Below are 23854 nucleotides of genomic sequence, written 5' to 3' on the forward strand. Positions count from 1 at the left end.
CGGACGTAAAAAAACCGGCTCCGAGAAGCCGGTTTTTTGTTGGCGACGCGAAAACCGCGCTGCCGGGGCCTTATGCGTTCAGGCCGCTGTCTTCGGCCGCGCCGATCGCGAGGTTCATACACTGGATCGCCGCGCCCGAGGCGCCCTTGCCCAGATTGTCGAGGCGCGCGACCGTGACGAACTGCTCGTCGTTGCCGAACACGAACAGGTCGACGCGATTGCTGTCGTTGTTCGCCTGCACGTCGAACATGCCGCTGTCGAGATTCTCATCGGCGTTGAACGGCATCACGCGCACGAAGCGCTCGCCCGCGTAGTACTCGCTGTACAGCGCGAGCACGTCTTGCGGCGCGGCGCGGCGCGTGAGCTGCTTCGGCGAAAAATAGGTCGTGACCGCGAGGCCCTTGTAGAACGGGCCGACGATCGGCGTGAACACGGGCGGCTGCTCGAGGCCGCCGTGGAACGCCATTTCCGGCAGATGCTTGTGCGTGAGGCCGAGCGCGTACGGGCGCGGGCTCATCAGCTTCGGATTGCCGCCTGCTTCGTACTCCGCAATCATCTTCTTGCCGCCGCCGCTGTAGCCGGTCAGCGAGTAGCTGTGCGCCGCGAAACCGGGCGCGACCAGACCGGCCTCGACGAGCGGGCGCATCGCCAGCACGAATGCCGAAGCGTGGCAGCCGGGGACCGCGATGCGCTTCGACGCGCGCACTTTCTCGCGCTGCGCGCGGGTCAGTTCAGGCAGGCCGTAAGCCCAGTCGGCGTGGGTGCGGAAGGCCGTGCTCGCGTCGATCAGCACCGTGCGGTCGTTCTCGACCAGCGAAGCCGATTCGCGCGAGGCCACGTCCGGCAGGCACAGGAAGGTCACATCCGATGCGTTGATGAGACGACGGCGTTCCTCGACGTCCTTCCGCTTGGCCTCGTCGATCCGCAGGATCTCGACGTCGGCGCGCTGCGACAGGTATTCGAAAATCTTCAGGCCGGTCGTGCCTTCCTGTCCGTCGACAAAAACTTTCGTGCTCATCTCGCTCTCTCTGAAACGCGGGGATTGCGGGCGCCGCCTGCCGCGCAGCGCGAGTCGCTGCGCGCTCACCGATGGGGCGCGGGAACGGTATTTTAAGACCGTATGCCGCCGCACGTGTGACGCGGGGCCGAAAAAAATCAGGCTTTACCCGAGGATCTGGCTTAGCGAGTAGGGCAATTCGCGGTCAGGGGGCGCGAACGTCTGTCAGACGTTCGCATGCCGAACCGCCGCCAATCGCGACGTGATCGGGCGCGGAGGGGACTTCAGGCTGACGCCGCGCGCCCCGCGAGCCAGCGCTCCGTTACCGCGGCGACGCGCGTGCCGAAGGCTTTCGCGGTTTCGAGATCGCCCGAAGGCGGCGCTTCGTCGGGCGAGGCGTCGGCGGGCGATTGCGCGAGCAGGCCGGTGAAGCCGCCGACGAAATTCAGATCGTCGCGCGTGGCCGCTTTCGTGTTGGCGGGCAGCATGCCGGTGCCGGTCCAGATCATGCCGTGCTGCATCGACAGCGTTACGAAGTACTGAATGGTCGAGAACTTGTCGCCGTTCATCGTCGCCGAGTTGGTGAAACCCGCCGCGACCTTGTCCTTCCACTTCTGCGTGAACCAGGCTTTCGAGCTGGCGTCGGCGAACTTCTTGAAGTCGGCGGACGGTCCGCCCATGTAGGTCGGCGCGCCGAAGATGATGGCGTCGGCGGCGTCGAGCTCGGCCCAGCCCGCATCGTCGATGTCGGCGACGGCAATGAGCGTCGCGTGCGCGCCCGCGCCTTGTACGCCCGCGTGCACGGCTTCGGCGAGTTTCTTCGTGTGGCCGTAGCCGCTGTGATACGCAATGACGATCCGGGACATGACTGGCTCCAGTGAAGTTGAACGACGGAGAACGGCAGATCAGGACGGGCCGCACGCGCGTGCGGCGTCGCATCATGGTAACCAGTTCCGCGGCGCTGTCGCGCGCCGCGGCGCGTAGCGGGCGGTAGGAGAGTTTTTCGGCGTGCGACGTAATCGGCGTGTCATGCGTCGCGTCATGACCGGCGTGTCTGAAACGTGCGAAATGCGGGTTATGCGCGTTATGCGCGGCGTCGCGCAACGAACGTTTGCAAAGGTTCGCTGTCCTCAGCGGCCGTACGTGACGGTGATCGTTGCGCTGCCGAGCGCCGCGCCTTCGATCTCGTGCTCGAACATCGTGCCGGGGCGGCCCGGGGCGAGCGCGAGTCTGTCGACGCGCAGTGCGTAGACGGTCACGACATAGCGATGCGGTTTGCCAGGCGGCGGGCAGGGGCCGCCGTAGCCGTCGCCGCCGAAATCGTTGCGCGCCTCGATCGCGCCGAGTTTCTTCAGCGCACCCGACGCGCTCGCGTTCTCGGGTAGCGAGGCGACGCGAGCGGGTATGTTGGCGACGGCCCAGTGCCACCAGCCGCGCCCGGGCGCATCGGGATCGAACACGGTGACCGCGAAGCTGCGCGTGCCGGCAGGCGCATTGCGCCAGCTCAGTTGCGGCGAATGGTTGCGGCCTTCGCAGCCGCTTTCGTTGAAGATTTGCGCGCTGGCCACCTGAGCGCCGTCGTGCCAGTTCGCACTGCTCACGGCGAAGTGCTCGGCGGCCTGCACGCGAGCGCCCGCGCAGATCAAGAGCAGCGCGACGCCCACGCGCGCAGCCTTGACGGCCATCACGGAAGCGCGCGCGATTGCAGTCAATGCGGGCGCAGCAGTCACACGCCGATTACGCATGAGCCGGTTCTCCTGTATGTTGAACGCGTGCATCTCAGATATTTCCGACAGTGCGCATTTGAATTGTGCGCCAGATCGAATTTCGTTCAATATAACGGTATTCCTGCGATGTCTTTCGCTTGCGCGAGCACTTCGCGCAGGAGGAAATCGGCTATAGTCGCGAGCTTTTCTGCGTGGCCTGCAACGCAATGCAAGGCTGTAGGAAAGAGTCGATATGGATGTCGGAGAGTGTCGGGAACGGGGAGTTCCGTAGGCGCGCAGGCAATCAGAAGTCAAGCACAAAGCAGGACTGCCTACAGGAGGGGTGATGCAGCAGCAGCCAATCAGGGTTGTAGTCGCGGACGATCATCCGGTGATCTTGTTCGGCGCAGAGCATGCGCTGCTCAAGTTTCCCGGTATTCAGGTCGTCGCGCGCGCCCGTCAGTCCACCGAACTGGTCAAGGCGCTGCAGACCACGCCCTGCGACGTTCTCGTGACCGATCTCGCGATGCCAGGCGGCCAGTACGGTGACGGCCTGCCGCTCATCGGCTATCTGCGCCGCAACTATCCCCAGATTCCCATCGTCGTCCTGACCATGCTCGAGAACGCCGCGCTGCTCAAGCGTCTGGGCGAACTCGGCGTGATCGCCGTCGTGCACAAGTCCGACGACCTCAGTCATATCGGCCTCGCCGTGCAGCACGTTCACCGCAATCTCGAATATATGAGCCCGCAAGTGAAGATCGCGCTCGATTCGCTGCGGATGAACAGCGGCGGCAAGAGCGAGGAGGTGATCCTCTCCAAGCGCGAGCTCGAGGTGGTGCGTCTGTTCGTGTCGGGCATGACGATCAAGGAAATCTCGGAAAAGCTCAATCGCAGCATCAAGACCATCAGCACGCAGAAGAACACGGCCATGCGCAAGCTCGGACTCGACCGCGACTCCGAACTCTTTCAGTACGCGCAGAGCAACGGGCTGCTCAATCTGTCGGCGCACGTGCCGGACGAGAGCGTGCCGGGCGGCGGGGCGACCTGAGCGCGTTATCCGCTTATCGGACGCACATGAAAAAAGGCCATCCGCCGTGAAGCGGATGGCCTTTTTAGTCTGATCGCGCGAAGCGATCAGCGCTGATCCAGCGATTTATTGCAGCGATTTACTGCGGTGCCGACGTCGCGCCGCCGTGCGCCGCCGACCATTCGGCCGGTGCGTGCAGGAACTTCTCGACTTCGTCGAGCGTCTTCGTTTCGAAGTAGCCCGATTCCTTGGCGACGCGCAGCACGTCCCACCACGTGGCAAGTGCGTGCAGATCGACGTCGATGTCCTTCAGGACCGAGACGCTTTCCTTGAAGATGTTGTAGTGGAACAGCACGAAGCAGTGGTTCACTTGCGCGCCCGCGGTACGCAGCGCGTTGATGAAGTTGATCTTGCTGCGGCTGTCCGTGGTCAGGTCTTCGACCAGCAGCACGCGCTGGCCTTCGGTCAGCAGACCTTCGATCTGCGCGTTACGGCCGAAACCCTTCGGCTTCTTGCGCACGTACTGCATCGGCACCATCAGGCGGTCCGACAGCCAGGCCGCGAACGGGATGCCCGCGGTTTCGCCACCGGCGACGGCGTCGATCTGCTCGTAGCCGACGTCGCGCAGGATCGTCGCTTCGGCCATTTCCATCAGGCCGCGGCGCACGCGCGGGTACGAGATCAGCTTGCGGCAGTCGATGTAGACCGGGCTCGCCCAGCCGGAAGTGAAGATGAAGGGCTTTTCCGCGTTGAAGTGAACGGCCTTCACTTCGAGCAGCATTTTCGCGGTTGCGTCCGAGATCGTCTGGCGATCGTTGCCTGTCATGGGCGAATCCTTGGATGTGAGAGTGCGGAGGAGGGTGGGCGCTCGGCCCGGTGGCGCTGGCACGGCGGGTTCGTGTGCACGGAACCTGCGGTGCGCGGTCTGGAGGGCGTCGATCGTCTGAGGTTTGGCTTCAGACGGCCCGCTCGCTCCGGACGGCTTCTCTTGCGCGCGTAGGCCGGTATTTTACCCGACTTGACGGGCGCCGACGAGTCGGTATGACCGAGTCGATCTGACAGCGTCTGACAGTGATGGATCGGTTTGTGGGGCGCGATCGGGGTGCGCGTCGGTGCGGATGCGCAAACCGCGCTGGCTTTTGATCGCAGTTGTGACCGCGCACCCACGCCAGTAAACTCACGCCGGTTTTCGCCGGGGCCGCGTCGCGCGCGCCCGCGCCCGTCCAGCACAGGATTTCGTCCGCCATGTCGCCTGCTTCGCCTTCCGGGTCACAGCCCGATCCACGTTCTGCTTCCGTCTCCCCAAACCCCCAAGCCCCCCAAGACTCGGACGCCACCCCCGCCGACGTCGCCTTTGCGCCCGCCGCGAGCACGCATGTGAACGCGCCCGACCCGTCGGGCGACCCGGCGAACACAGCCCCGCGCGGCCACGCCGTGCGGGCGCTGATCGCCTCGGTGGCGGGCTACGCGATGGACGGCTTCGACCTGCTGATGCTCGGCTTCATGCTGCCCGCCATCAGCGCCGACCTGCATCTGACGGGCGCCCAGGCGGGCTCGCTCGTCACGTGGACGCTGGTGGGCGCGGTGGTCGGCGGCATCGTGTTCGGGCTGCTGTCCGACCGCTTCGGCCGCGTGCGCGTACTGACCTGGACGATCCTGCTGTTCGCCGTCTTCACCGGCCTGTGCGCGCTCTCGCGCGGTTACGCCGATCTGCTGGTCTACCGGACCATCGCGGGCATCGGCCTCGGCGGCGAATTCGGCATCGGCATGGCGCTGGTTGCCGAAGCGTGGCCGGCGCGGCTGCGTGCGCGGGCGTCGTCGTATGTCGGGCTCGGCTGGCAGGCCGGCGTGCTGGCCGCGGCGCTGCTCACGCCGTGGCTGCTGCCCGTGATCGGCTGGCGCGGCATGTTCGCGGTCGGGCTGCTGCCGGCGGTGGCGTCGTTCTTCGTGCGCCGACGCGTCGAGGAACCGGAACTGTTCGTCGCGCACCGCGAGCGCGTGGCGCAGGCCGCGCCGCAGCACAAGCCGCGTGCGCTGCGCCTGCTGGTCGCCGACGCCCGCACGGCGCGCGCGAGTCTCGGCGTGGCGGTGCTCTGCTCGGTGCAGAACTTCGGCTACTACGGGCTGATGATCTGGCTGCCCGCGTATCTCGCGAAGTCGTTCGGCTATTCGCTGACGAAATCGGGGCTCTGGACCGCGGCGACCGTCGCGGGCATGGCGCTCGGCATCTGGCTGTTCGGCGTGGCCGCCGACCGCTTCGGCCGCCGTCCGGCGTTCCTGTTCTACCAGACGGGCGCGGTCGCGATGGTGTTCGTCTACGCGCAGCTTTCCACGCCGTTCGCGCTCCTGATCGGCGGCGCGGCAATGGGCGTGTTCGTGAACGGCATGATCGGTGGCTACGGCGCACTGATCTCCGAGCTGTATCCGACCGCCGCACGTGCCACCGCGCAGAACGTGCTGTTCAACATCGGCCGCGCGGTGGGCGGCTTCGGGCCGCTCGCGGTGGGCGCCGTGGCCGCGCGCTATTCGTTCTCGACGGCACTCGCCATGCTCGCGTCGATCTACGTGCTCGACATCCTCGCCACGCTCTTTCTGATTCCTGAACGGCGCGGCGCGGCGCTCGACTGAGCGCGGGCGCGAAACGCTGACCGAACGCGCGAACACAGCGCAGATCCAGCGCGCGCACATCAAGCGCGGCGCGCAAAAACTGCGGCGCAACGCCGCACGCGTTTGCACGGAACAGGCGCGCTGCGCCGCGCGTCGCGCAATAAAACGTCCGCGTGGCCGCAACAATTGCGCCACACGCGGCGCCTGCGCGTCGGGCGGGCCTGCGCCAATCGCACGCTTTTTGCGCCCCGCGTTCGCCAACGTCGCCGTTCGCCGCCGATCGGTCTTTGATTCGCCGATTGCTGCACTGCAATCGCCGCGCGCGCGCCGCGCCGCCGCCACAAAAATGCCGCTTAACAGGCGTTATGCAAATTCCCGGTATCAGTCTTTGACCCAAGTCGCCTGAAACGATGCGGGGTGTACACTAATCGCCCGCTATTTCTCGCGTGCCTGTTTCACAGGTGGTTTCGTCAGCCGATGCTGCTTTCGACGCCGACGTATCCCTACGCGCGGACCGGCGGCATACGACCATAAAACTCCTTTCGTCTCTCACGTCCTGGCAGGCCTGAAAATGGATGAACAACTGAAGCAAAGCGCGCTCGCTTATCACCAGAATCCGAAGCCCGGCAAGATTTCCGTTACGCCGACCAAGCCGCTGTCGAACCAGCTCGACCTTTCGCTCGCGTATTCGCCGGGCGTGGCGGCTGCGTGCGAAGCGATCCACGCCGATCCGCTCGACGCGCAGAAGTACACCTCGCGCGGCAACCTCGTCGGCGTCGTGACCAACGGCACCGCCGTGCTCGGCCTCGGCAACATCGGCCCGCTCGCGGCCAAGCCGGTGATGGAAGGCAAGGGTTGCCTGTTCAAGAAGTTCGCGGGCATCGACGTATTCGACATCGAACTCGACGAAAGCGACCCGGACAAGCTCGTCGAAGCGATCGCGATGCTCGAGCCGACGCTCGGCGGCATCAACCTCGAAGACATCAAGGCGCCCGAGTGCTTCTACATCGAGCAGAAGCTGCGCGAGCGCATGAAGATTCCCGTCTTCCACGACGACCAGCACGGCACGGCGATCATCGCTTCGGCGGCCATCCTCAACGGCCTGAAGGTCGTGGGCAAGGATCTGGGCAGCATCAAGCTGGTGTGCTCGGGTGCGGGCGCGGCGGCCATCGCCTGTCTGGATCTGCTGGTCAAGCTCGGCGCGAAGAAGGAAAACATCCTCGTCACCGACTCGAAGGGCGTGATCTACGAAGGCCGCGGCAATCTCGATCCGTCGAAGGCGCGCTACGCGGCGAACACCGACGCGCGCACGCTCGCCGACGCCATCAAGGGCGCGGACGTGTTCCTCGGCTGCTCGAGCGCCGGCGTGCTCAAGGCCGAGATGGTCGTGGAAATGGGCACCACGCCGCTGATCTTGGCGCTCGCCAATCCGGAGCCAGAAATCCGCCCGGAAGAGGCCAAGCGCGTGCGCCCGGACGCGATCATCGCCACGGGCCGTTCGGACTATCCGAACCAGGTCAACAACGTGCTGTGCTTCCCGTTCATCTTCCGCGGCGCGCTCGACGTGGGCGCGACGACCATCACGGAAGAGATGAAGCTCGCGTGCGTGCGCGCGATCGCCGAACTCGCGGAAGAAACCGATCAGGGCGACGAAGTGGCGAAGGCCTATGAAGGCCACACGCTCGAATTCGGCCCGGAATATCTGATTCCGAAGCCGTTCGATCCGCGCCTGATCATCAAGATCGCGCCGGCCGTCGCGCAGGCCGCGATGGATTCGGGCGTGGCCACGCGTCCGATCAAGGACATGGACGCGTACCGCGAAGAACTGGGCGCAACCGTGTACCGCACGGGCATGGTGATGCGTCCGGTGTTCGCGGCCGCGAAGGCCAGCAACGCGCGCATCGTGTTCGCCGAAGGTGAAGACGAGCGCGTGCTGCGCGCCGCGCAATTCGTGCTGACCGAGAAGATCGCCAGGCCGATCATCGTCGGCCGCCCGGCTGTCGTGGAAATGCGCCTGAAGAAGATGGGCTCGAAGCTGCGCGCGGGCACCGACTTCGAGATCGTCGATCCGGAAGACGATCCGCGCTTCCAGAAGAGCTGGCAGGCGTATCACGAACTGGGCGCGCGCCAGGGCGTCACGCCCGACGTGGCGAAGGCGTCGATGCGCAAGTTCAACACGCTGATCGGCGCGATCCTCGTGCATCTGGGCGACGCCGACGGCATGATCTGCGGCCTGCTCAACAGCTTCGACTATCACCTGAAGTTCGTCGAGCAGGTGTTCGGCAAGGCGCAGGAAGCCGAGAACTACGCGGCGATGAACCTGCTGATGCTGCCTGGCCGCAACCTGTTCATCAGCGACACCTACGTGAACGAAGTGCCGAGCGCCGAGCAGCTCGCCGACATGACGATTCTCGCCGCGCGCGAAATCGAGAAGTTCGGCATCACGCCGAAGGTCGCGCTGCTGTCGTCGTCGAATTTCGGCAGCGTGCGTTCGTCGACGTCGGCGCGCATGCAGGCCGCGCGTCAGCTGATTTCGGAACGCGCGCCGCAGCTCGAAGTGGACGGTGAAATGCACGGCGACGCCGCGCTTTCGGAAATGATCCGCAAGCAGTCGTTCCCGGGCACCACGCTCGCGGGCGAAGCGAACCTGCTGATCATGCCGAACGTGGAAGCGGCGAACATCACGTACAACCTGCTGAAGATGATCGGCGGCGAAGGCGTGACGGTCGGCCCGTTCCTGCTGGGCGCGTCGAAGCCGGTGCACATCCTCACGCCGGCGGCGACGGTGCGACGCATCATCAACATGACGGCTGTCGCTTCGGCGAACGCCAAAGTGGCGAAGTAAGGTCGCGGCGGTCTTCGTCTTGACCGCCTCATGATGATGTGAAAAGGGCGCTCCGTTTTACACGGAGCGCCCTTTGTTTTTTACCGCCTCAGAACCGCCTCAAAAACGCATCAAGCTGCGTGCCGCGCCGCGCCGTTTTCCGGCGAGCGCCACTTCGCGAGCAGCGTCGCCCACTTCGCGCGCGTGGCCTTGAGGTTGTTCTCCTTCACGTGGCCGTAGCCGCGAATCGCGTCGGGCAGGTTCGCGAGTTCGAGCGCGAGCGGCAGATTCGCGTCGCGCAGGCCGCCGCTCACTTCGCGCATCAGCGCCTCGTATTCGCCGATCAGCGCGCGTTCGTGGCGGCGTTCCTCGGTGCGGCCGAACGGATCGAGCGCCGTGCCGCGCAGGAACTTGAGCTTCGCGAGCACGCGCATCGCCGACAGCATGCGCGGGCCATACTGCTTCTTCAGCAGATGACCCTTGTCGTCGTGCTTCGCGAACGACGGCGGCGCAAGATGGAAGTTGAGCTTCCAGTCGCCTTCGAAGCTCGCCTTGATCTTCTCGACGAAGGCCGGATCGGCGTAGAGGCGTGCGACTTCGTACTCGTCCTTGTACGCCATCAGCTTGTGCAGATTGCGCGCGACGGCTTCGGTGAGCGGCTGCTGGCCGTCGACGTGTTCGAGCTGGGCTTCGGCGCGGCGCACCGCATCGACGAACGCGCGATAACGCTGAGCGTACGCCTCGTTCTGATACGCGGCCAGATACTGCGCGCGCTTCTCGATCAGCGTGTCGAGCGCCTTGGGCGTGTGCAGCGAGACGATCTTCGCGCCCGCGTCGCTGACGCCTTGTTCCGCGAGCGGCTTCCGGATCAGCTGATCGACAGCCGCGCGGTCGTGCGCGACGCGCCGCCCCCATTCGAAGGCCGCGAGATTCTTCTCGACCTGCACGGCGTTCAGCTCGATCGCGCGCGTGAGCGATTCGTGCGTGAGCGGCAGCCAGCCCTTTTGCCACGCGTAGCCGAGCACGAACGGATTCGTGTAGATCGCGTCGCCGAGCAGCGCGAGCGCGTAGCGATTGGCGTCGACGGTGGCCACATTGTCCGCGCCCGCCGCGTTGCGCACGTCGGTCTCGGTGTTCGAACCCGGAAACTGCCACTGCGGATTCTTGATGAACTCGGCCGTCGGCGTGGGCGTGCTGTTGAGCACGACATGCGTGGCGCCTTCGTGCATGCGCGAGACGCAGTCGTCGCTCGCGGTCACGATGGCATCGCAGCCGATCACGAGTTTCGCGTCGCCCATCGCGATGCGCGTCGCGTGGATGTCGTCCGGACGATTGGCGATCTGCACGTGGCTCATCACCGCGCCGCCTTTCTGCGCGAGGCCGGTCACGTCGAGCACGGTCACGCCCTTGGCTTCGAGGTGCGCGGCCATGCCGAGCAGCGCGCCGATCGTCACCACGCCGGTGCCGCCCACGCCCGTCACGAGCACGCCGTAGGGGCGCGCGATGGCGGGCACGTCTGGCGTCGGCACGGCGGGCATCGTGTCGTTCGCGACGCTGCTCGCCTTCGGCTTGCGCAACTGGCCGCCTTCGACCGTGACGAAGCTCGGGCAGAAGCCCTTGAGGCACGAGAAGTCCTTGTTGCAGCTCGACTGGTTGATCTGGCGCTTCGTGCCGTATTCGGTGTCGAGCGGTTCGACCGAGAGGCAGTTCGACTGCACCGAGCAATCGCCGCAACCTTCGCAGACGGCCTCGTTGATCACCACGCGCTTTGCCGGGTCGGGATACGTGCCGCGCTTGCGGCGGCGGCGCTTTTCCGTCGCGCAGGTCTGGTCGTAGATCAGGATCGTCGTGCCCGCGACCTCGCGCAGTTCGCGCTGCACGGCGTCGAGCCGGTCGCGATGATGGATCGTCACGCCAGGTGCGAGTTTCGCGGCAATGTCGCCTTCGTACTTCTGCGGCTCGTCGGTGACGATCACGATCTGCTTCGCGCCTTCGGACGCGAGCTGATGCGTGATCTGCGGCACCGTGAGCACGCCGTCGACGGGCTGGCCGCCCGTCATCGCGACCGCGTCGTTATAGAGAATCTTGTAGGTGATGTTCGCCTTCGAGGCGATCGCCGCGCGGATCGCGAGCAGACCCGAGTGGAAGTAGGTGCCGTCGCCGAGATTGGCGAACACGTGCTTGTCGTTCGTGAACGGCGCCTGACCGACCCACGCCACGCCTTCGCCGCCCATCTGGCTGAAGGTGCTGGTGCTGCGGTCCATCCACACGGTCATGTAGTGGCAGCCGATGCCCGCCATCGCGCGCGAGCCTTCGGGCACGTTCGTCGAGGTGTTGTGCGGGCAGCCCGAGCAGAACCACGGCTTGCGTTCGGCCTGCACGCGCGGTTTGGCGAGCGCGCGTTCCTTCGCTTCGATCACGGCCACGCGTGCGGCGATGCGCGCGCGCACGTCGGACGGCATCTCGAACTTGTCGAGACGCGTGGCGATGGCCTTGGCGATGATCGCGGGCGAGAGTTCGTAGTGCGCGGGCAGCAGCCAGTTGCCCATCGGCACCGACCATTCGCCGCCTGCGCCGTCCTTCTCGTCGAACTTGCCGTAGACGCGCGGACGCTGTGCATCGGGCCAGTTGTACAGCTCTTCCTTGATCGCGTATTCGAGAATCTGGCGCTTTTCCTCGACCACGAGAATTTCTTCGAGCCCGCGCGCGAAGGCTTGCGCGCCTTGCGCTTCGAGCGGCCACACGCAGCCGACCTTGTAGAGCCGCAGGCCGATGCGCGCGCAGGTTTCGTCGTCGAGACCGAGGTCGGTGAGCGCCTGGCGCACGTCGAGATACGCCTTGCCGCCCGTCATGATGCCGAAGCGCGCGTGCGGCGAATCGATCTCGATGCGGTCGAGCTTGTTGGCGCGCACGTAGGCGAGCCCGGCGTACCACTTGTAGTCGAGCAGACGCGCTTCCTGCACGAGCGGCGGATCGGGCCAGCGGATGTTCAGGCCGCCCTCGGGCATCAGAAAATCCTCGGGCAGCACGATGCGGGTGCGGTGCGGATCGATTTCCACCGACGCCGACGATTCCACCACGTCGGTCACGCATTTCATCGCGACCCAGAGGCCGGAGTAGCGGCTCATCGCCCAGCCGTGCAGGCCGAAGTCGAGATATTCCTGCACGTTCGAAGGGAACAGCACCGGCAGGCCGCAGGCCTTGAAGATGTGCTCCGACTGGTGCGCGAGCGTCGAGGACTTGGCGGCGTGGTCGTCGCCGGCGAGCACCAGCACGCCGCCGTGCGCCGACGAACCGGCCGAGTTGCCGTGCTTGAAAACGTCGCCGCAGCGGTCGACGCCGGGGCCTTTGCCGTACCACATCGAAAACACGCCGTCGTGTTTCGCGGACGGATACAGGTTCACCTGCTGCGAACCCCAGACTGCGGTCGCGGCGAGGTCTTCGTTGACGCCGGGTTGAAAAACGATGCCGTGTGCGGCGAGATGCTGCTTCGCCTTCCAGAGCGACTGGTCGAGACCGCCCAGAGGCGAGCCGCGATAGCCTGAGATGAACCCCGCGGTATTGAGACCGGCGGCCTTATCGCGTTCCTGTTGCAGCATCGGCAGACGGACCAGCGCCTGGATGCCGCTCATGTACGCGCGGCCGCGTTCGAGGGTGTATTTGTCGTCGAGCGTGACGGAAGCGAGTGCGGCTTCGAGCGAAGCGCGCTGACCTGCGTCTAGCGGGGCATTCATTATGTGTCTTCCTCCATCCAACCAATCCGTTGTGGGATCGCCAGAACTTCAGGGCCTCGGCATCTTGTGAATGCGTTGGCCGGGGTCGCCATATTGGCTTCTTTTTTTCGATAGTAGCACTCGGATAAACCCGCCGCTCCTCGTCAGAATGTCGGAGTTTTCTGATGCATCGCAGCATTCATTCGCAGGCCGTCTGTCAAAATTATCAGATGGTGCTTAGCACTCGTCAGGCCTGTGTAACAAAGGATGTATCCGAGTTTCGTGTGAAGTAACAACGTGTAAAAGTTGCACTTGTACGGAACCGGTCTTGAATATCCTGTCTAACTCCCTCACCTGTGCGATCCGCGCCGCGCCCCGAAACATTCAGGGCGCGATCGTTTTTTTGCGCAGTGGCAGGCAGTCTGAAAAAAGGAGTACCACATGAATAATCGACATATCCAGACCTTCCTGACGGTCTCGGCAGCGTTCTTCGCCATGAGCGCGCCGCTGCATTCGAACGCCAGCACCCGCGGCGGCGCGAATGCGTCCACGTCGTGCGCGCAGTATTCGCTGTGCGCGAAGGTCGACACGAACGTCGCACCGGCGGTTAAGGCCGAGCGCTAAGTCGCTCAACCAGCCGCTCATGAAGCGGCGCGCAATGCCGCGTTGATCCGCGCAGCATTCCACTCATGCGAGACCGTGGCCGGGTGTGCGGCGGCGGACTCATCGACTGATTCACCAGCTAAAAAGGGCGAAGATCGTGTGATCTCCGCCCTTTTTGCTTTTCTTCCGCTTGATATTCCGACGACGCTTACGCCTTGTCCTGCACGACGCCGCGGCGGATCTGGTCGAGTTCGATCGATTCGAACAGCGCCTTGAAGTTGCCTTCGCCGAAGCCCTGATTGCCCTTGCGCTGGATGATCTCGAAGAAGATCGGGCCGATCTGGTTCTCCGTGAAGATTTGCAGCAGCAGGTCCTCGGGCGCGCCGTCGATCAGGATCTTGCGCTTTTTCAGCTCGTCGAGCGGCTCGGTGTGGCCCGGAATGCGGCGGTTCACCAGTTCGTAATACGTGTCGACGGTGTCGAGCAGCGCGATATTCGAGGCGCGCAGGCCATCCACCGTGCGGTAGATGTCGCTGGTGCCGAGCGCGATGTGCTGAATGCCTTCGCCGTGATACGCGTCCAGATATTCCTGGATCTGACCGGCCGTCTCGCCGCCTTCCTCGTTGATCGGAATACGAATCTTGCCGCACGGCGAGGTCATTGCCTTCGACTTCACGCCCGTCACCTTGCCTTCGATGTCGAAGTAGCGGATTTCGCGGAAGTTGAAGAGGCGTTCGTAGAACTCGGCCCACTCGGCCATGCGGCCGCGATGCACGTTGTGCGTGAGATGGTCGATGTAGGTGAGGCCGTGGCCGACCGGATTCTGCTCGGCGCCCTCGATCGGCACGAAGTCGACGTCATAGATGCCGATGTCGCCAATGCTGCCCGGCTGCGCGCCGTTCTTGCCGCGCCAGCGGTCGACGAAATAGATCAGCGAGTCGCCGATGCCCTTGATGGCCGGAATGTTCAGCTCCATCGGGCCGGTCTTGTTGTCGAAGCCCCATGCGCCCAGTTCGAGCGCACGCTGGTAGGCCTTGGCGGCGTCCTGCACACGAAACGCGATTGCGCAGATCGACGGGCCGTGCAGGCGCGCGAAGCGCTGCGCGAACGAATCGGGCTCGCCGTTGACGATGAAGTTGATCTCGCCCTGGCGATAAAGCGTCACGTCCTTGTGGCGGTGACGCGCGACGGCGGTGAAGCCCATGCGCTCGAACAGCTTGCCGAGCGCTTTGGGATCGGGAGCGGTGTATTCGATGAACTCGAAGCCGTCGGTGCCGACGGGATTTTCCCAGGTGGGGACCTGCATGGTTGTCTCCTGCGTTGATCAAGATCATTGATTGGTGCAGGCAGTCTAGCTGTCCAATATGGGAGAAAACTTGCGATCTTGGTCGTAGTTTTCACAATCTGGGCTATAAAATGCTTTCGATACTTCACCGAGTGGCAGAAAATGGCTGACATCGAATTGGACGCAATCGACCGTCGCATTCTCGCGATTCTTCAGGAGAATGGCCGGCTCTCGAATCAGGAGATCGCGGAGCGGGTGAATCTCTCGCCGAGTCCGTGTCTGCGACGCATCCGGCGGCTCGAAGAGAGCGGGGTGATCCGCGGGTATGTGGCGCTGCTCGACGCGCAAAAGCTGGGGCTCGACCTGCTGGCCTACGTGAATGTGCGGCTGGAGAAGCGCGGGCCGACGGCGTCGGGGCGCGAGGGCGTGACGCACGCCGAGCTGTTTCGCGCGGCCGTGCAGACGTGGCCCGAGGTGGTGGCGTGTCACGCCATGACGGGCGACATGGATTTTCTGCTGCGCGTGCAGGTGGAGGACATGGCGCACTTCTCGCGCTTCGTGCAGGACCAGTTGCTGCACCATCCGTCGGTGATCGACGTGAAGTCGAGCTTTTCCCTGCAGACCTTCAAGGAAACGACCGCGCTGCCAATTCTTTGAACGCCTTTTCAGGCGCGCGGCGATAGACGTAAAAAAAGCGGCCGAAGCCGCTTTTTTATTTCGTGCTCATTCAACCCAGCCGGGCAGGAGTCACGCTGCCACGGCCTGCGGGAGGATCGTTTCGATCAGACGCGAGGCCTGACGCGCCTGGCGCTTGAGCGCGTAGTCGAACACGGCGGCCTGTTCCTGGAGCATTTCCGCGATGATGCTGCTCTGGTCGGCCGGTTCGAGCGAGAGATACGCGTCGGCTTCGCCGTAGGCGTATTCGATCTTCATGCCCGACTTCTTCGCGATGTGCATCATCGTGGAGTTGCGCGACAGGCAGTGCATGTACAGCGTGGTGACGTGCGTGTTGCGGCTGCGGATGGCGGCGCGCTCGAACAGCTTCGAGCCGATGCCCTGGCCGCGCGCACTTTCGCTGACCGACACGCCGAATTCGGCGGTGCGGCCGTTGCCGTCGGCGGGCAGATAGGCCAGATGGCCCGCGCCGACGAGTTGCAGCTGATGGTCGAACACGCCGAACACGGTGTCGCGCGTGAAGTCCAGACCGCGCACATAGTTCTCGATCACATGGTCCGGCGCGGCCTGGCCGAAGCGCAGCAGGCGGTCGTCGGTGCCGAGCGCGAGAAAGTGGCTCAGCAGGCGGTCGCGGTCGGCCGAGGTGAGCACGCGCACCATGACAGGCGAATGACCGGACGACAGCGTGCGGCCGGTCGGCAGGATCGGCGCGTGGGCTTGGGTCGAAAGCTTGTTCATGGTGGGTTCTCCTTAGAATCGGACTGCGGGCGCATGATGCGGCGCAAAACGGATTCTAGCGGAAACCCTGGGGTGGGGCTAGGGAAAACCCGGATTACAGATTTGAGTGTTGCGCCTAATTAAGAAAATAGACGCTCCAACTCATTGATTTTTATGGGATATGTGCGGCGAATACGTTGACGCGTCAACTGTTGTGACTACACATCATGTTGCGCAGCAGCAATATTGCCGATTATCCGCTTCGTTTTAAGGGTCAGGCCGACTGCAGTCCGTGATCGACCACGGCGATCACCTGCTCGGCGAAATCGCGGTAGCCCATGCGGCCGCCGGGCTTCAACCAGGTGAAAGTCCAGTTGATCATGCCGAACACCATCATGGTGAGCGCGGTCTGGTTGTCGGCTGTCACGCGGCCCGGATAAGCGCGCGCGAGCTGGCGCGTGAAGGCGGCGACCACGTCGCGCTGGCGGTTCAGGATGATCTCGCGCTGCGCGTCCACCAGATATTTGACGTCGTTGAGCAGCGCCACATGGCGGCTGTGCGAGGTCTCGTACTCCACGAGAAACGCGCGGATCAACTCGGCGAAGCTCTCGCGCTCGTCGAGGTTGCGGCGCTGGCTCGCGCCTTCCACCTCGGCGATGATCAGCATCAGCCGCTTCGTGTAGCGGTCGAGCAGATCGAAGAGGATCGCTTCCTTGCTCTCGTAGTAGTGATAGAGGCGGGCTTTGGACGTGCCGCTGGCGGCCGCGAGATCGGACATCGACGTGCTCGGATAGCTCGTCTGCGCGAATTTGGCCGCGGCGAGTTCGAGAATCTGGTCGCGCTGGGTTTCGTGGTCGGGCGCTCGGGTGCGTGCCATGTTGGGGATCGGCGGAGATCGGCGAGGATCGGCGGAGTTGGAGAGGGCGGGGGCGAGAGATCGGCGGATTCAGCGAGAAAGCGACAGGTGCGCAGCGGTGTGCGGCAGCACCGGGCGCGTCGAGCGCGCGTTGGCGCCTTCGGCGGGCGCGGCGCAGCGGTCGTCGCGCAGATGCAGTTCGCCCGCGCCGGCCAGCTCGCGCAGACGCCATAGCACGATCGGTTCGGCCACCGCGAAGCCCGCGCCGCGCGTGAGCGCCGCGCCGAGGGTATCGCAGGCGAGCCACGGTGCGCTCGACGGACACTGCGCGTTCAGGGTGTCGAGGATCAGCGCGTCGAGATCGGCCCAGGCGCCGCTGGTGAACGTGTTGTCGCGCCAGCGGCGCGTTTCGCCGTTCGCGAACTTCGCTTCCTGCCATTCGAGCGCGAGGCGCGTGATGCGCAGCACCGAGATCGGCGCCGCGTCGGGCAGGCGCGCGCGCAGGCGTTCGGCGGCGTGTTCCGGCGTACCGGCGAGGTCGTCGGCGGCGAGGCGCACTTCGTTCAGGCGTTGCGGTGCGCAGCGCAGCCGGTAGCAGACGCGGCGCAGCGTGAGCTGATCGGCGGCGTCGTGCGTGTGCCAGATCACCACGTGGGCGTCGTCGGCTTCGACGGCGGCGAGCGCCGCGCAGTCGTGCTGCGCGAGCGTGTCCGGCACGTCGCCGAGGCGCTGCCAGAACGCCGCGCGTTGTGCCGCGCCGGGATTGCCGCTCGCGTCGATGTCGCGCAGCGGGCCGACCGTGAGGTCGTCGTTCAGTGCGATCACGCGCCCGGCCGGGTCCGCCGCGTCGAGAGCCTGTCGCAGTGCGGCCGCCGCCGGCTCGCCATGAATGAGGTGGATCGTGGTCATCGACAACTCGTTGCGCTCGCCATGAACGCCATAAACGCCAGCAAGCGCGCTAGAGACAAAAGGGACCGCCCGCGCGGCGCAGCGAAGTGCGCCTGGCGCGGGCGGCCCCTAGTGTAAGCGGATCGCCTGAGGGCCGAAAGCGTGCTGTTGCTCTAGAGCGGATATGTCACCGCGAATTTCCGTTTCTGCGTATTCGGGCCCTTAATTTTACGTTCATGTGGCGTGTGCGTCGGGACTGCGGCGTTCAACGCTCGTCGAAGCTCACCACCACGCGCTCGCTGACCGGATGGCATTGGCAGGTGAGCACGAAGCCGTCCTTCACTTCCTGCTCTTCGAGCGTGTAGTTCTTGTCCATCTTCACTTCGCCTTCGAGCACGCGGGCGCGGCAGGTGCAGCACACGCCGCCCTTGCATGCATACGGCAGCGCAAGCCCGGCTTTCAGGCCGACGTCGAGCAGGCTCACGCCCTCATAGGGCAGACGCAGCTTGCGCTTCTTGCCGTCGATAACGATTTCCAGCTCGGCGGCCGGCGTATCCGCGGTGATTTCGACCGGCGGCACGCCCGCTTGCGGCAGCGGCGAGCCGAAACGTTCGACGTGGACATTCGGCTTGGGCACGCCCGCGACCGAGAGCGCGGCTTCGGCGGCGTCCATCATCGGCGCGGGGCCGCAGATGAAGGCTTCGTCGATCTCGCCCGGCGGCAGCAGCGTGTCGAGGAACGCCGCGCACTTGGCCTGATCGAGCACGCCGTTGAACAGCTCGACGTCCTGCAGATCGTCCGACAGCACGTGGTAGAGGCGGAAGCGGTCCATGAAGCGGTTCTTCAGGTCCTCAAGCTCCTCCGCGAACATGATCTGGTCGACGCTGCGGTTGCCGTAGACCAGCGTGAACGCGCTGCGCGGCTCCGTTTCGAGCGTCGTCTTGACGATCGCCAGCACCGGCGTGATGCCCGAGCCACCCGAGAACGCCACGTAATGCTTGCCGTGATCGGCGTTCAGGTGCGTGAAGAAGCGGCCGTCGGGCGTCATCACATCGATTTCGTGGCCCGGCGCGAGCTGATCGAAGGCGAAGTTCGAGAAACGCCCGCCGCGCACGCGCTTGATGCCGATGCGCAGTTCGCCGTCACGGTCGTAATCGGTCACGCCGACGCAGATCGAGTACGAGCGGCGCGTTTCCTCGCCTTCGATATGGGTCTTGAGCGTGACGAACTGTCCTTGCGTGAAACGGTAGGCGTCGCGCAGCTCGGGCGGCACTTCGAATGCAACGGAGACCGCGTCCGCGGTTTCGGGACGTACTTCGCGGATGCGCAGCGAATGGAATTGCGGGGTGGCCATATCAGTACGGTTTGAAGTAGTCGAAGGGTTCGCGGCAATCGAGGCAGCGGTACAGCGCCTTGCACGCGGTCGAGCCGAATTGCGCGAGGCGCTCGGTGTGCTTCGAGCCGCAGCGCGGGCAGACGGGCGCGGGCAGTTTCGGCATGAAGGTGATCGGCTTTTCGTCCGGACCTGACGCCGCGCCGCCGCCGCAGTTGCCTGTGGGCGGCGCGATGCCGTAGGCGCGCAGCTTCTCGCGCGCTTCGTCGGTGATCCAGTCGGTGGTCCAGGCCGGCGTCAGCGTCGTGGCGATGCGGTACGGCGCGATCTGCGCCGCGTCGAGCGCGTGCGCGACGTCCTCGGCGATCTGCGACATGGCCGGACAGCCCGAATAGGTCGGCGTGATGACCACTTCGAGCTGGCCGTCGTCGGCGCGTCGCACGTCGCGCAGAATGCCGAGTTCGCGGATCGACACCACCGGGATCTCCGGATCGGGCACCGCTTCGAGCGCGGCCCAGGCGCGTTCGAGCGCGCGGTCTGCCGTGGCTTGCATCGTCATCTCCCTGGAAGCGGGGCGCGGCTTACCAGCGCGCGTCCGGATGCTGGCGCGCGAGGCTCTGCATCTCGGCGAGCACGAAACCCATGTGCTCCGAGTGTTCGCCGAGCTTGCCGGTGCTCACGTGCTTGACCGGCGCGGGCGCGACGAGCGTGGCTTCGTCGAGCGCTGCTTGCACGTCGGCGCGCCACGCGGCTTCGAACTGCGCGGTGAGCGGCGCGATGCCGGCTTCGGCCACGGTGGTTTCCACCGCATCCGTGCTGAAGAACTCGCGCGTGTACGGCATCAGCCAGTCGAGCGCGGCCTGGGCGCGGCGGTGCGATTCCTCGGTGCCGTCGCCGAAACGGATCAGCCATTCGCGCGCGTGATGCACGTGATAGCGCGTTTCCTTGATCGAACGCTCGGCGATGGCGGCCAGTTGCGGATCGGCGGAACGCAGCAGCGCGGTCCACAGATGCGCCATCAGCGACGCATAAAGGAAGTTGCGCACGATCGTCACGGCGTAGTCGTTGGCCGAATGCGTCGTGCCGGCGAGCGGCCCGAAATGCGGCAGCTCGGCGAGCGTGTAGTTGGCGAACTCGCGCTCGGCGCGGAAATAGGCGTAGTCGTCCTCGGTGCGCTCGCGGCCGGTGAGCGCCTTGTCGAGCGTGGCGGCGTGCGTGTAGAGCAGGCGCGCCTGGCCGATCAGGTCGAGGCTCATGTTGGCGAGCGCGATGTCTTCTTCGAGGATCGGGCCGTGGCCGCACCATTCCGTGTTGCGCTGACCGAGGATCAGCGCGGTGTCGGCGAGGCGCAGCACGTACGCGAGGTGTTCTTGCGTGGGCGTCGTCATGGTCTCGCTCTTACATGTGGTTGACTTCGTCGGGCAGCGTGTAGAACGTCGGATGGCGATAGATCTTGTCGCCGGCCGGTTCGAACAGCTCGGCCTTTTCACTCGGGTCCGACGCCGTGATCGCCGCGGACGGCACCACCCAGATGCTCACGCCTTCCTGCCGGCGCGTGTAGACGTCGCGCGCCATGCGCAGCGCCATCGAGGCGTCGGCTGCGTGCAGGCTGCCGCAATGCTTGTGATCGAGCCCCTGCTTGCTGCGCACGAACACTTCCCAGATCGGCCATTCCTTGTTCATCTTGCTGTCTCCTTCGAGTCTCTGTTGGCTCATTCGCCGGGTTCGGGTCAGGCCGCGGCGCGGCTTTCGGCGCGCTGACGCTGCTTTTCGGCATGGGCGAGGGCGGCTTCGCGCACCCACGCGCCTTCGTTGTGCGCCTTCACGCGCGTGCCGAGGCGCTCGCGGTTGCACGGGCCGTCGCCGTTGACGACGCGCCAGAATTCTTCCCAGTCGATCGTGCCGTAGTCGTAGTGGCCGCGCGCCTCGTTCCATTTCAGGTCGGCGTCGGGCAACGTCACGCCGAGCACTTTGGCCTGCTCGACCGTGGCGTCGACGAACTTCTGGCGCAGATCGTCGTTCGTGATGCGCTTGATGCCCCATTTGGCCGACTGGTTGCTGTGGACCGAGTCGGCGTCGCTCGGGCCGAACATCATCAGCACTGGCCACCACCAGCGGTTCACGGCCTGCTGCACGAGTTCGCGCTGCGCCTCGGTGCCTTGCATCATCGCGAGCAGGGCGTCGAAACCCTGGCGCTGATGAAACGACTCTTCCTTGCAGATGCGGATCATGGCGCGCGCATACGGGCCGTAGGTGCAGCGGCACAGCGGGATCTGGTTCATGATCGCCGCGCCGTCGACCAGCCAGCCGATCACGCCGACGTCCGCCCAGGTGGGCGTCGGGTAGTTGAAAATGCTCGAATACTTGGCCTTGCCCGCGTGCAGGGCGTCGATCAGCTGGTCGCGCGAGACGCCGAGCGTCTCCGCCGCGCTATAGAGATAGAGGCCGTGGCCCGCCTCGTCCTGCACCTTGGCGAGCAGGATCGCCTTGCGCTTCAGACTCGGCGCGCGCGAAATCCAGTTGCCTTCCGGCAGCATGCCCACGACTTCCGAGTGCGCGTGCTGCGAGATCTGGCGCACCAGCGTCTTGCGGTAGGCATCGGGCATCCAGTCCTGCGGCTCGATCTTGCCGTCGGCGGCCATGATGGCGTCGAACCGGACTTGCTCGGGTGAGTCGGCGCCCGCGTCGAGCGGGGCGACATTGCCGGGAATGTCGAGGGATTGCGTGTACATGGAGACGCTCTCGCTGTATTGGGTATGGTGCGCAGTATAAACCAACCGACCGGTCGGTAAATGAATATTTTGAGCCTGGATAAAAGGGCGCGAAGTTGCGTGGATCGATACGAAGGATGCGACGTCGCGCTGCTTGAGTTGCAGGCGGGATCGGCACCCGGTGCGCGGCGGGATGGTGGGGTTTCGTTCGCCGGCTTTGTCAGGCGGATGGAAGGTTGCGCCGCGGAGCATGCGGCACAATGGGCGCTTTGCCAGCGCACTCGCTCCTCGGATGAAGATTTCCCTCGCACACTTTGCGGCCCGCGCCGCGTTTCTCGTCGCGCTCGGCGCCGCGGCGCCCGCCTTTGCCGAACAGCCGGCCAGCGGCCATTGGGTGACAAGCTGGGCGACCACGCTGCAGTCGATTCCCCAACGTAACGCGTTGCCGCCGCTGTATCGCGCACCGGACGTGGCGGGGCGCACCGTGCGGCAGATCGTGTATCCGACGCTCGGCGGCGAGGTGGCGCGTGTCCACATCAGCAATCTCTATGGCACGACGCCGCTGATGATCGGCGCGATGGCGATCGCACCGTCTGCGGGCGGATCGGCGACCAGCGAAGCGCAAACGGCGCGGGTGACGTTCGGCGGGCGCGAGAGCGTATCGGTGCCACCGGGCGGGGAACTCGACAGCGATCCGGTGCATATCGCGCTGAAGAGCGGCGCGCCGTATGCGATCAGCTCGTATATGGGGCCGCAGCAAACCGTGGTTGCGTGGCACCGCGTGGCGAGCCAGGTGAACTATGTCTCGCGGCCGGGCAACCACGTGACGGACCCGTCGATCGGCGCATTCAACCAGCGTTTCACGCAGTATCTGTGGGTGACGGGGCTGGCGGTCGAGGCGCCGGGGGCGTCGACGGTTGCGGCGATCGGCGATTCGATCACCGACGGCATGCGCTCGTCGCTCAACGAAAACCGTCGCTGGCCGGATGCGCTGGCGCGCCGTCTCGCGCGCGAGTCGCGCGGCAATCTCGCTGTCATCGATATGGGTATCAGCGGTAATCGTCTGCTGAGCGATTCGCCCTGCTACGGTGAGGCGCTCGAGCGCCGCTTCGAACGCGATGCGCTGCGCCCGGGTGTGCGCACGGCGGTTTTGCTGATCGGCATTAACGACATCAACTTTCAGGCGATGCCGTCGCGCTCGGGTCTCGACTGCGATTTCCCGCACACGCGCGTGAACGCCGACGATCTGATCGCGGGCTACAAGCGTGTGATCGCGATGGCGCATGCGCGCGGCGTACGCATTCTCGGCGCGACGCTCACGCCGGCGGCGCTGCCGCCGGAGCGCGAGGCGATTCGCGCCAGGGCGAATCAGTGGATTCGCACGAGTGGCGCATTCGACGGCGTGGTGGACTTCGACGCGGCGCTGCGCGACCCGGCTGATCCGCTGCGTCTGCGCCGCGAATACGACAGCGGCGACCATATCCACCCGAGCGACGCGGGCTACGCGGTGATGGCCAATGCCGTGCCGCTGGCCGCGTTGGCAGGAAAGTAAGGAAATTTTCCGCCACCCCTTGCGCCTTGCCTCAGGGGGCGCTAAGATTCGCCCCCTTCGCTGCACGCAACAAGCAATACGCCGCAGCGAAGCCCGCGACGAAACGAGCGGGTTCGCAGGATCAGCAAGCTTTTTAAGCGGCGACGTAAAAAAAGATGTTGACGAAACGAAAAAGAGACTTCATAATCTCGTTTCTCTGCTGCTGACGCAGCAACGCAGCAAACGCCGGGTAGTACAGCGCACTACGGTGCGGCAGTCGAACCGGGCAGTTTGGGCGACGCGATCTTTAAAAATTTACAGCCGATAAGTGTGGGCGCTTGATAGGTGATGCGACCTGAGCGGTTCTTCGGAGCCGGTCAG

At 65.0% G+C, this 23854-nt stretch carries 20 protein-coding genes; 6 read left to right on the top strand and 14 right to left on the bottom strand.

All coding sequences use genetic code 11. From position 1 onward, the window contains the following. Nucleotides 1–70: 70 nt before the first annotated feature. The 3 genes from argC to SB764_RS32325 all read right to left on the bottom strand — a co-directional run bounded on the left by argC (nucleotide 71) and on the right by SB764_RS32325 (nucleotide 2742). Nucleotides 71–1018, bottom strand: coding sequence for an N-acetyl-gamma-glutamyl-phosphate reductase (argC, locus tag SB764_RS32315; RefSeq protein ID WP_065061108.1), 948 nt, complete (start codon nucleotides 1016–1018; stop codon nucleotides 71–73). Nucleotides 1019–1281: 263 nt separating this feature from the next. Continuing rightward, complete coding sequence (locus SB764_RS32320; protein WP_065061107.1) at nucleotides 1282–1863, bottom strand: flavodoxin family protein; 582 nt, start codon at nucleotides 1861–1863, stop codon at nucleotides 1282–1284. A 264-nt stretch (nucleotides 1864–2127) separates the two neighbouring features. Continuing rightward, entirely contained in the window at nucleotides 2128–2742 is a 615-nt protein-coding gene (locus tag SB764_RS32325) for a YbhB/YbcL family Raf kinase inhibitor-like protein (protein WP_065061124.1), read from the bottom strand. A 307-nt stretch (nucleotides 2743–3049) separates the two neighbouring features. Between SB764_RS32325 and SB764_RS32330 the strand changes: the two genes are divergently transcribed. Continuing rightward, nucleotides 3050–3751 (top strand): response regulator transcription factor, encoded by a 702-nt coding sequence (locus tag SB764_RS32330; protein ID WP_065061105.1) that lies wholly within the window; start codon nucleotides 3050–3052, stop codon nucleotides 3749–3751. A 118-nt stretch (nucleotides 3752–3869) separates the two neighbouring features. Here SB764_RS32330 and SB764_RS32335 read toward each other — a convergent pair whose 3' ends face one another. Beyond that, nucleotides 3870–4556, bottom strand: coding sequence for an orotate phosphoribosyltransferase (locus tag SB764_RS32335; RefSeq protein WP_035534075.1), 687 nt, complete (start codon nucleotides 4554–4556; stop codon nucleotides 3870–3872). A 551-nt stretch (nucleotides 4557–5107) separates the two neighbouring features. On the opposite strand from SB764_RS32335, the gene SB764_RS32340 reads away from it, so the two are divergent. Both SB764_RS32340 and SB764_RS32345 read left to right on the top strand, forming a co-directional pair. Beyond that, nucleotides 5108–6358 (top strand): MFS transporter, encoded by a 1251-nt coding sequence (locus SB764_RS32340; protein ID WP_410865944.1) that lies wholly within the window; start codon nucleotides 5108–5110, stop codon nucleotides 6356–6358. A gap of 550 nt (nucleotides 6359–6908) precedes the next feature. Next, nucleotides 6909–9182, top strand: a complete 2274-nt coding sequence (locus SB764_RS32345) for an NADP-dependent malic enzyme (RefSeq protein ID WP_065061103.1) — start codon at nucleotides 6909–6911, stop codon at nucleotides 9180–9182. Nucleotides 9183–9292: 110 nt separating this feature from the next. Here SB764_RS32345 and SB764_RS32350 read toward each other — a convergent pair whose 3' ends face one another. Then, nucleotides 9293–12895, bottom strand: a complete 3603-nt coding sequence (locus tag SB764_RS32350; RefSeq protein WP_176079597.1) for an indolepyruvate ferredoxin oxidoreductase family protein — start codon at nucleotides 12893–12895, stop codon at nucleotides 9293–9295. A gap of 420 nt (nucleotides 12896–13315) precedes the next feature. Between SB764_RS32350 and SB764_RS32355 the strand changes: the two genes are divergently transcribed. Continuing rightward, on the top strand, nucleotides 13316–13498 hold the full coding sequence (locus SB764_RS32355) for a hypothetical protein (protein ID WP_074982736.1): 183 nt from the start codon (nucleotides 13316–13318) through the stop codon (nucleotides 13496–13498). Between the two features lie 187 nt (nucleotides 13499–13685). Here the strand turns inward: SB764_RS32355 and hppD are convergent, their stop codons facing one another. Then, a complete protein-coding gene (gene hppD, locus SB764_RS32360) occupies nucleotides 13686–14783 on the bottom strand; it encodes a 4-hydroxyphenylpyruvate dioxygenase (RefSeq protein ID WP_065061100.1) in 1098 nt (365 codons plus the stop codon). A gap of 141 nt (nucleotides 14784–14924) precedes the next feature. Here hppD and SB764_RS32365 point away from each other — a divergent pair, with 141 nt between their 5' ends. Then, entirely contained in the window at nucleotides 14925–15419 is a 495-nt protein-coding gene (locus tag SB764_RS32365; protein ID WP_074982734.1) for an Lrp/AsnC family transcriptional regulator, read from the top strand. A gap of 90 nt (nucleotides 15420–15509) precedes the next feature. Here SB764_RS32365 and SB764_RS32370 read toward each other — a convergent pair whose 3' ends face one another. The 8 genes from SB764_RS32370 to paaA all read right to left on the bottom strand — a co-directional run bounded on the left by SB764_RS32370 (nucleotide 15510) and on the right by paaA (nucleotide 21963). Beyond that, entirely contained in the window at nucleotides 15510–16175 is a 666-nt protein-coding gene (locus SB764_RS32370; protein WP_065061098.1) for a GNAT family N-acetyltransferase, read from the bottom strand. Nucleotides 16176–16428: 253 nt separating this feature from the next. Further along, nucleotides 16429–17031 carry a TetR/AcrR family transcriptional regulator gene (locus SB764_RS32375; RefSeq protein WP_065061097.1) on the bottom strand — a complete coding sequence of 201 codons (603 nt, stop codon included), beginning with the start codon at nucleotides 17029–17031 and terminating at the stop codon, nucleotides 16429–16431. A gap of 69 nt (nucleotides 17032–17100) precedes the next feature. Beyond that, a complete protein-coding gene (locus tag SB764_RS32380) occupies nucleotides 17101–17919 on the bottom strand; it encodes a DUF1835 domain-containing protein (RefSeq protein WP_183713078.1) in 819 nt (272 codons plus the stop codon). Nucleotides 17920–18163: 244 nt separating this feature from the next. Next, nucleotides 18164–19252 (bottom strand): 1,2-phenylacetyl-CoA epoxidase subunit PaaE, encoded by a 1089-nt coding sequence (gene paaE, locus SB764_RS32385; RefSeq protein WP_176079598.1) that lies wholly within the window; start codon nucleotides 19250–19252, stop codon nucleotides 18164–18166. Between the two features lies 1 nt (nucleotide 19253). Further along, entirely contained in the window at nucleotides 19254–19784 is a 531-nt protein-coding gene (paaD, locus tag SB764_RS32390; RefSeq protein ID WP_231957608.1) for a 1,2-phenylacetyl-CoA epoxidase subunit PaaD, read from the bottom strand. 28 nt (nucleotides 19785–19812) lie between these two features. Then, a complete protein-coding gene (paaC, locus tag SB764_RS32395) occupies nucleotides 19813–20619 on the bottom strand; it encodes a 1,2-phenylacetyl-CoA epoxidase subunit PaaC (RefSeq protein ID WP_065061093.1) in 807 nt (268 codons plus the stop codon). Nucleotides 20620–20629: 10 nt separating this feature from the next. Beyond that, nucleotides 20630–20947, bottom strand: a complete 318-nt coding sequence (paaB, locus tag SB764_RS32400) for a 1,2-phenylacetyl-CoA epoxidase subunit PaaB (RefSeq protein ID WP_373681629.1) — start codon at nucleotides 20945–20947, stop codon at nucleotides 20630–20632. Nucleotides 20948–20961: 14 nt separating this feature from the next. After that, nucleotides 20962–21963 carry a 1,2-phenylacetyl-CoA epoxidase subunit PaaA gene (gene paaA / locus SB764_RS32405; protein ID WP_074982726.1) on the bottom strand — a complete coding sequence of 334 codons (1002 nt, stop codon included), beginning with the start codon at nucleotides 21961–21963 and terminating at the stop codon, nucleotides 20962–20964. 271 nt (nucleotides 21964–22234) lie between these two features. On the opposite strand from paaA, the gene SB764_RS32410 reads away from it, so the two are divergent. Further along, entirely contained in the window at nucleotides 22235–23494 is a 1260-nt protein-coding gene (locus SB764_RS32410) for an SGNH/GDSL hydrolase family protein (RefSeq protein ID WP_183713081.1), read from the top strand. Nucleotides 23495–23854: the final 360 nt, after the last annotated feature.

Origin of the sequence: Paraburkholderia sp. SIMBA_027 (genome assembly GCF_046535315.1) — a bacterium.
GTDB classification, from domain to species: domain Bacteria; phylum Pseudomonadota; class Gammaproteobacteria; order Burkholderiales; family Burkholderiaceae; genus Paraburkholderia; species Paraburkholderia tropica.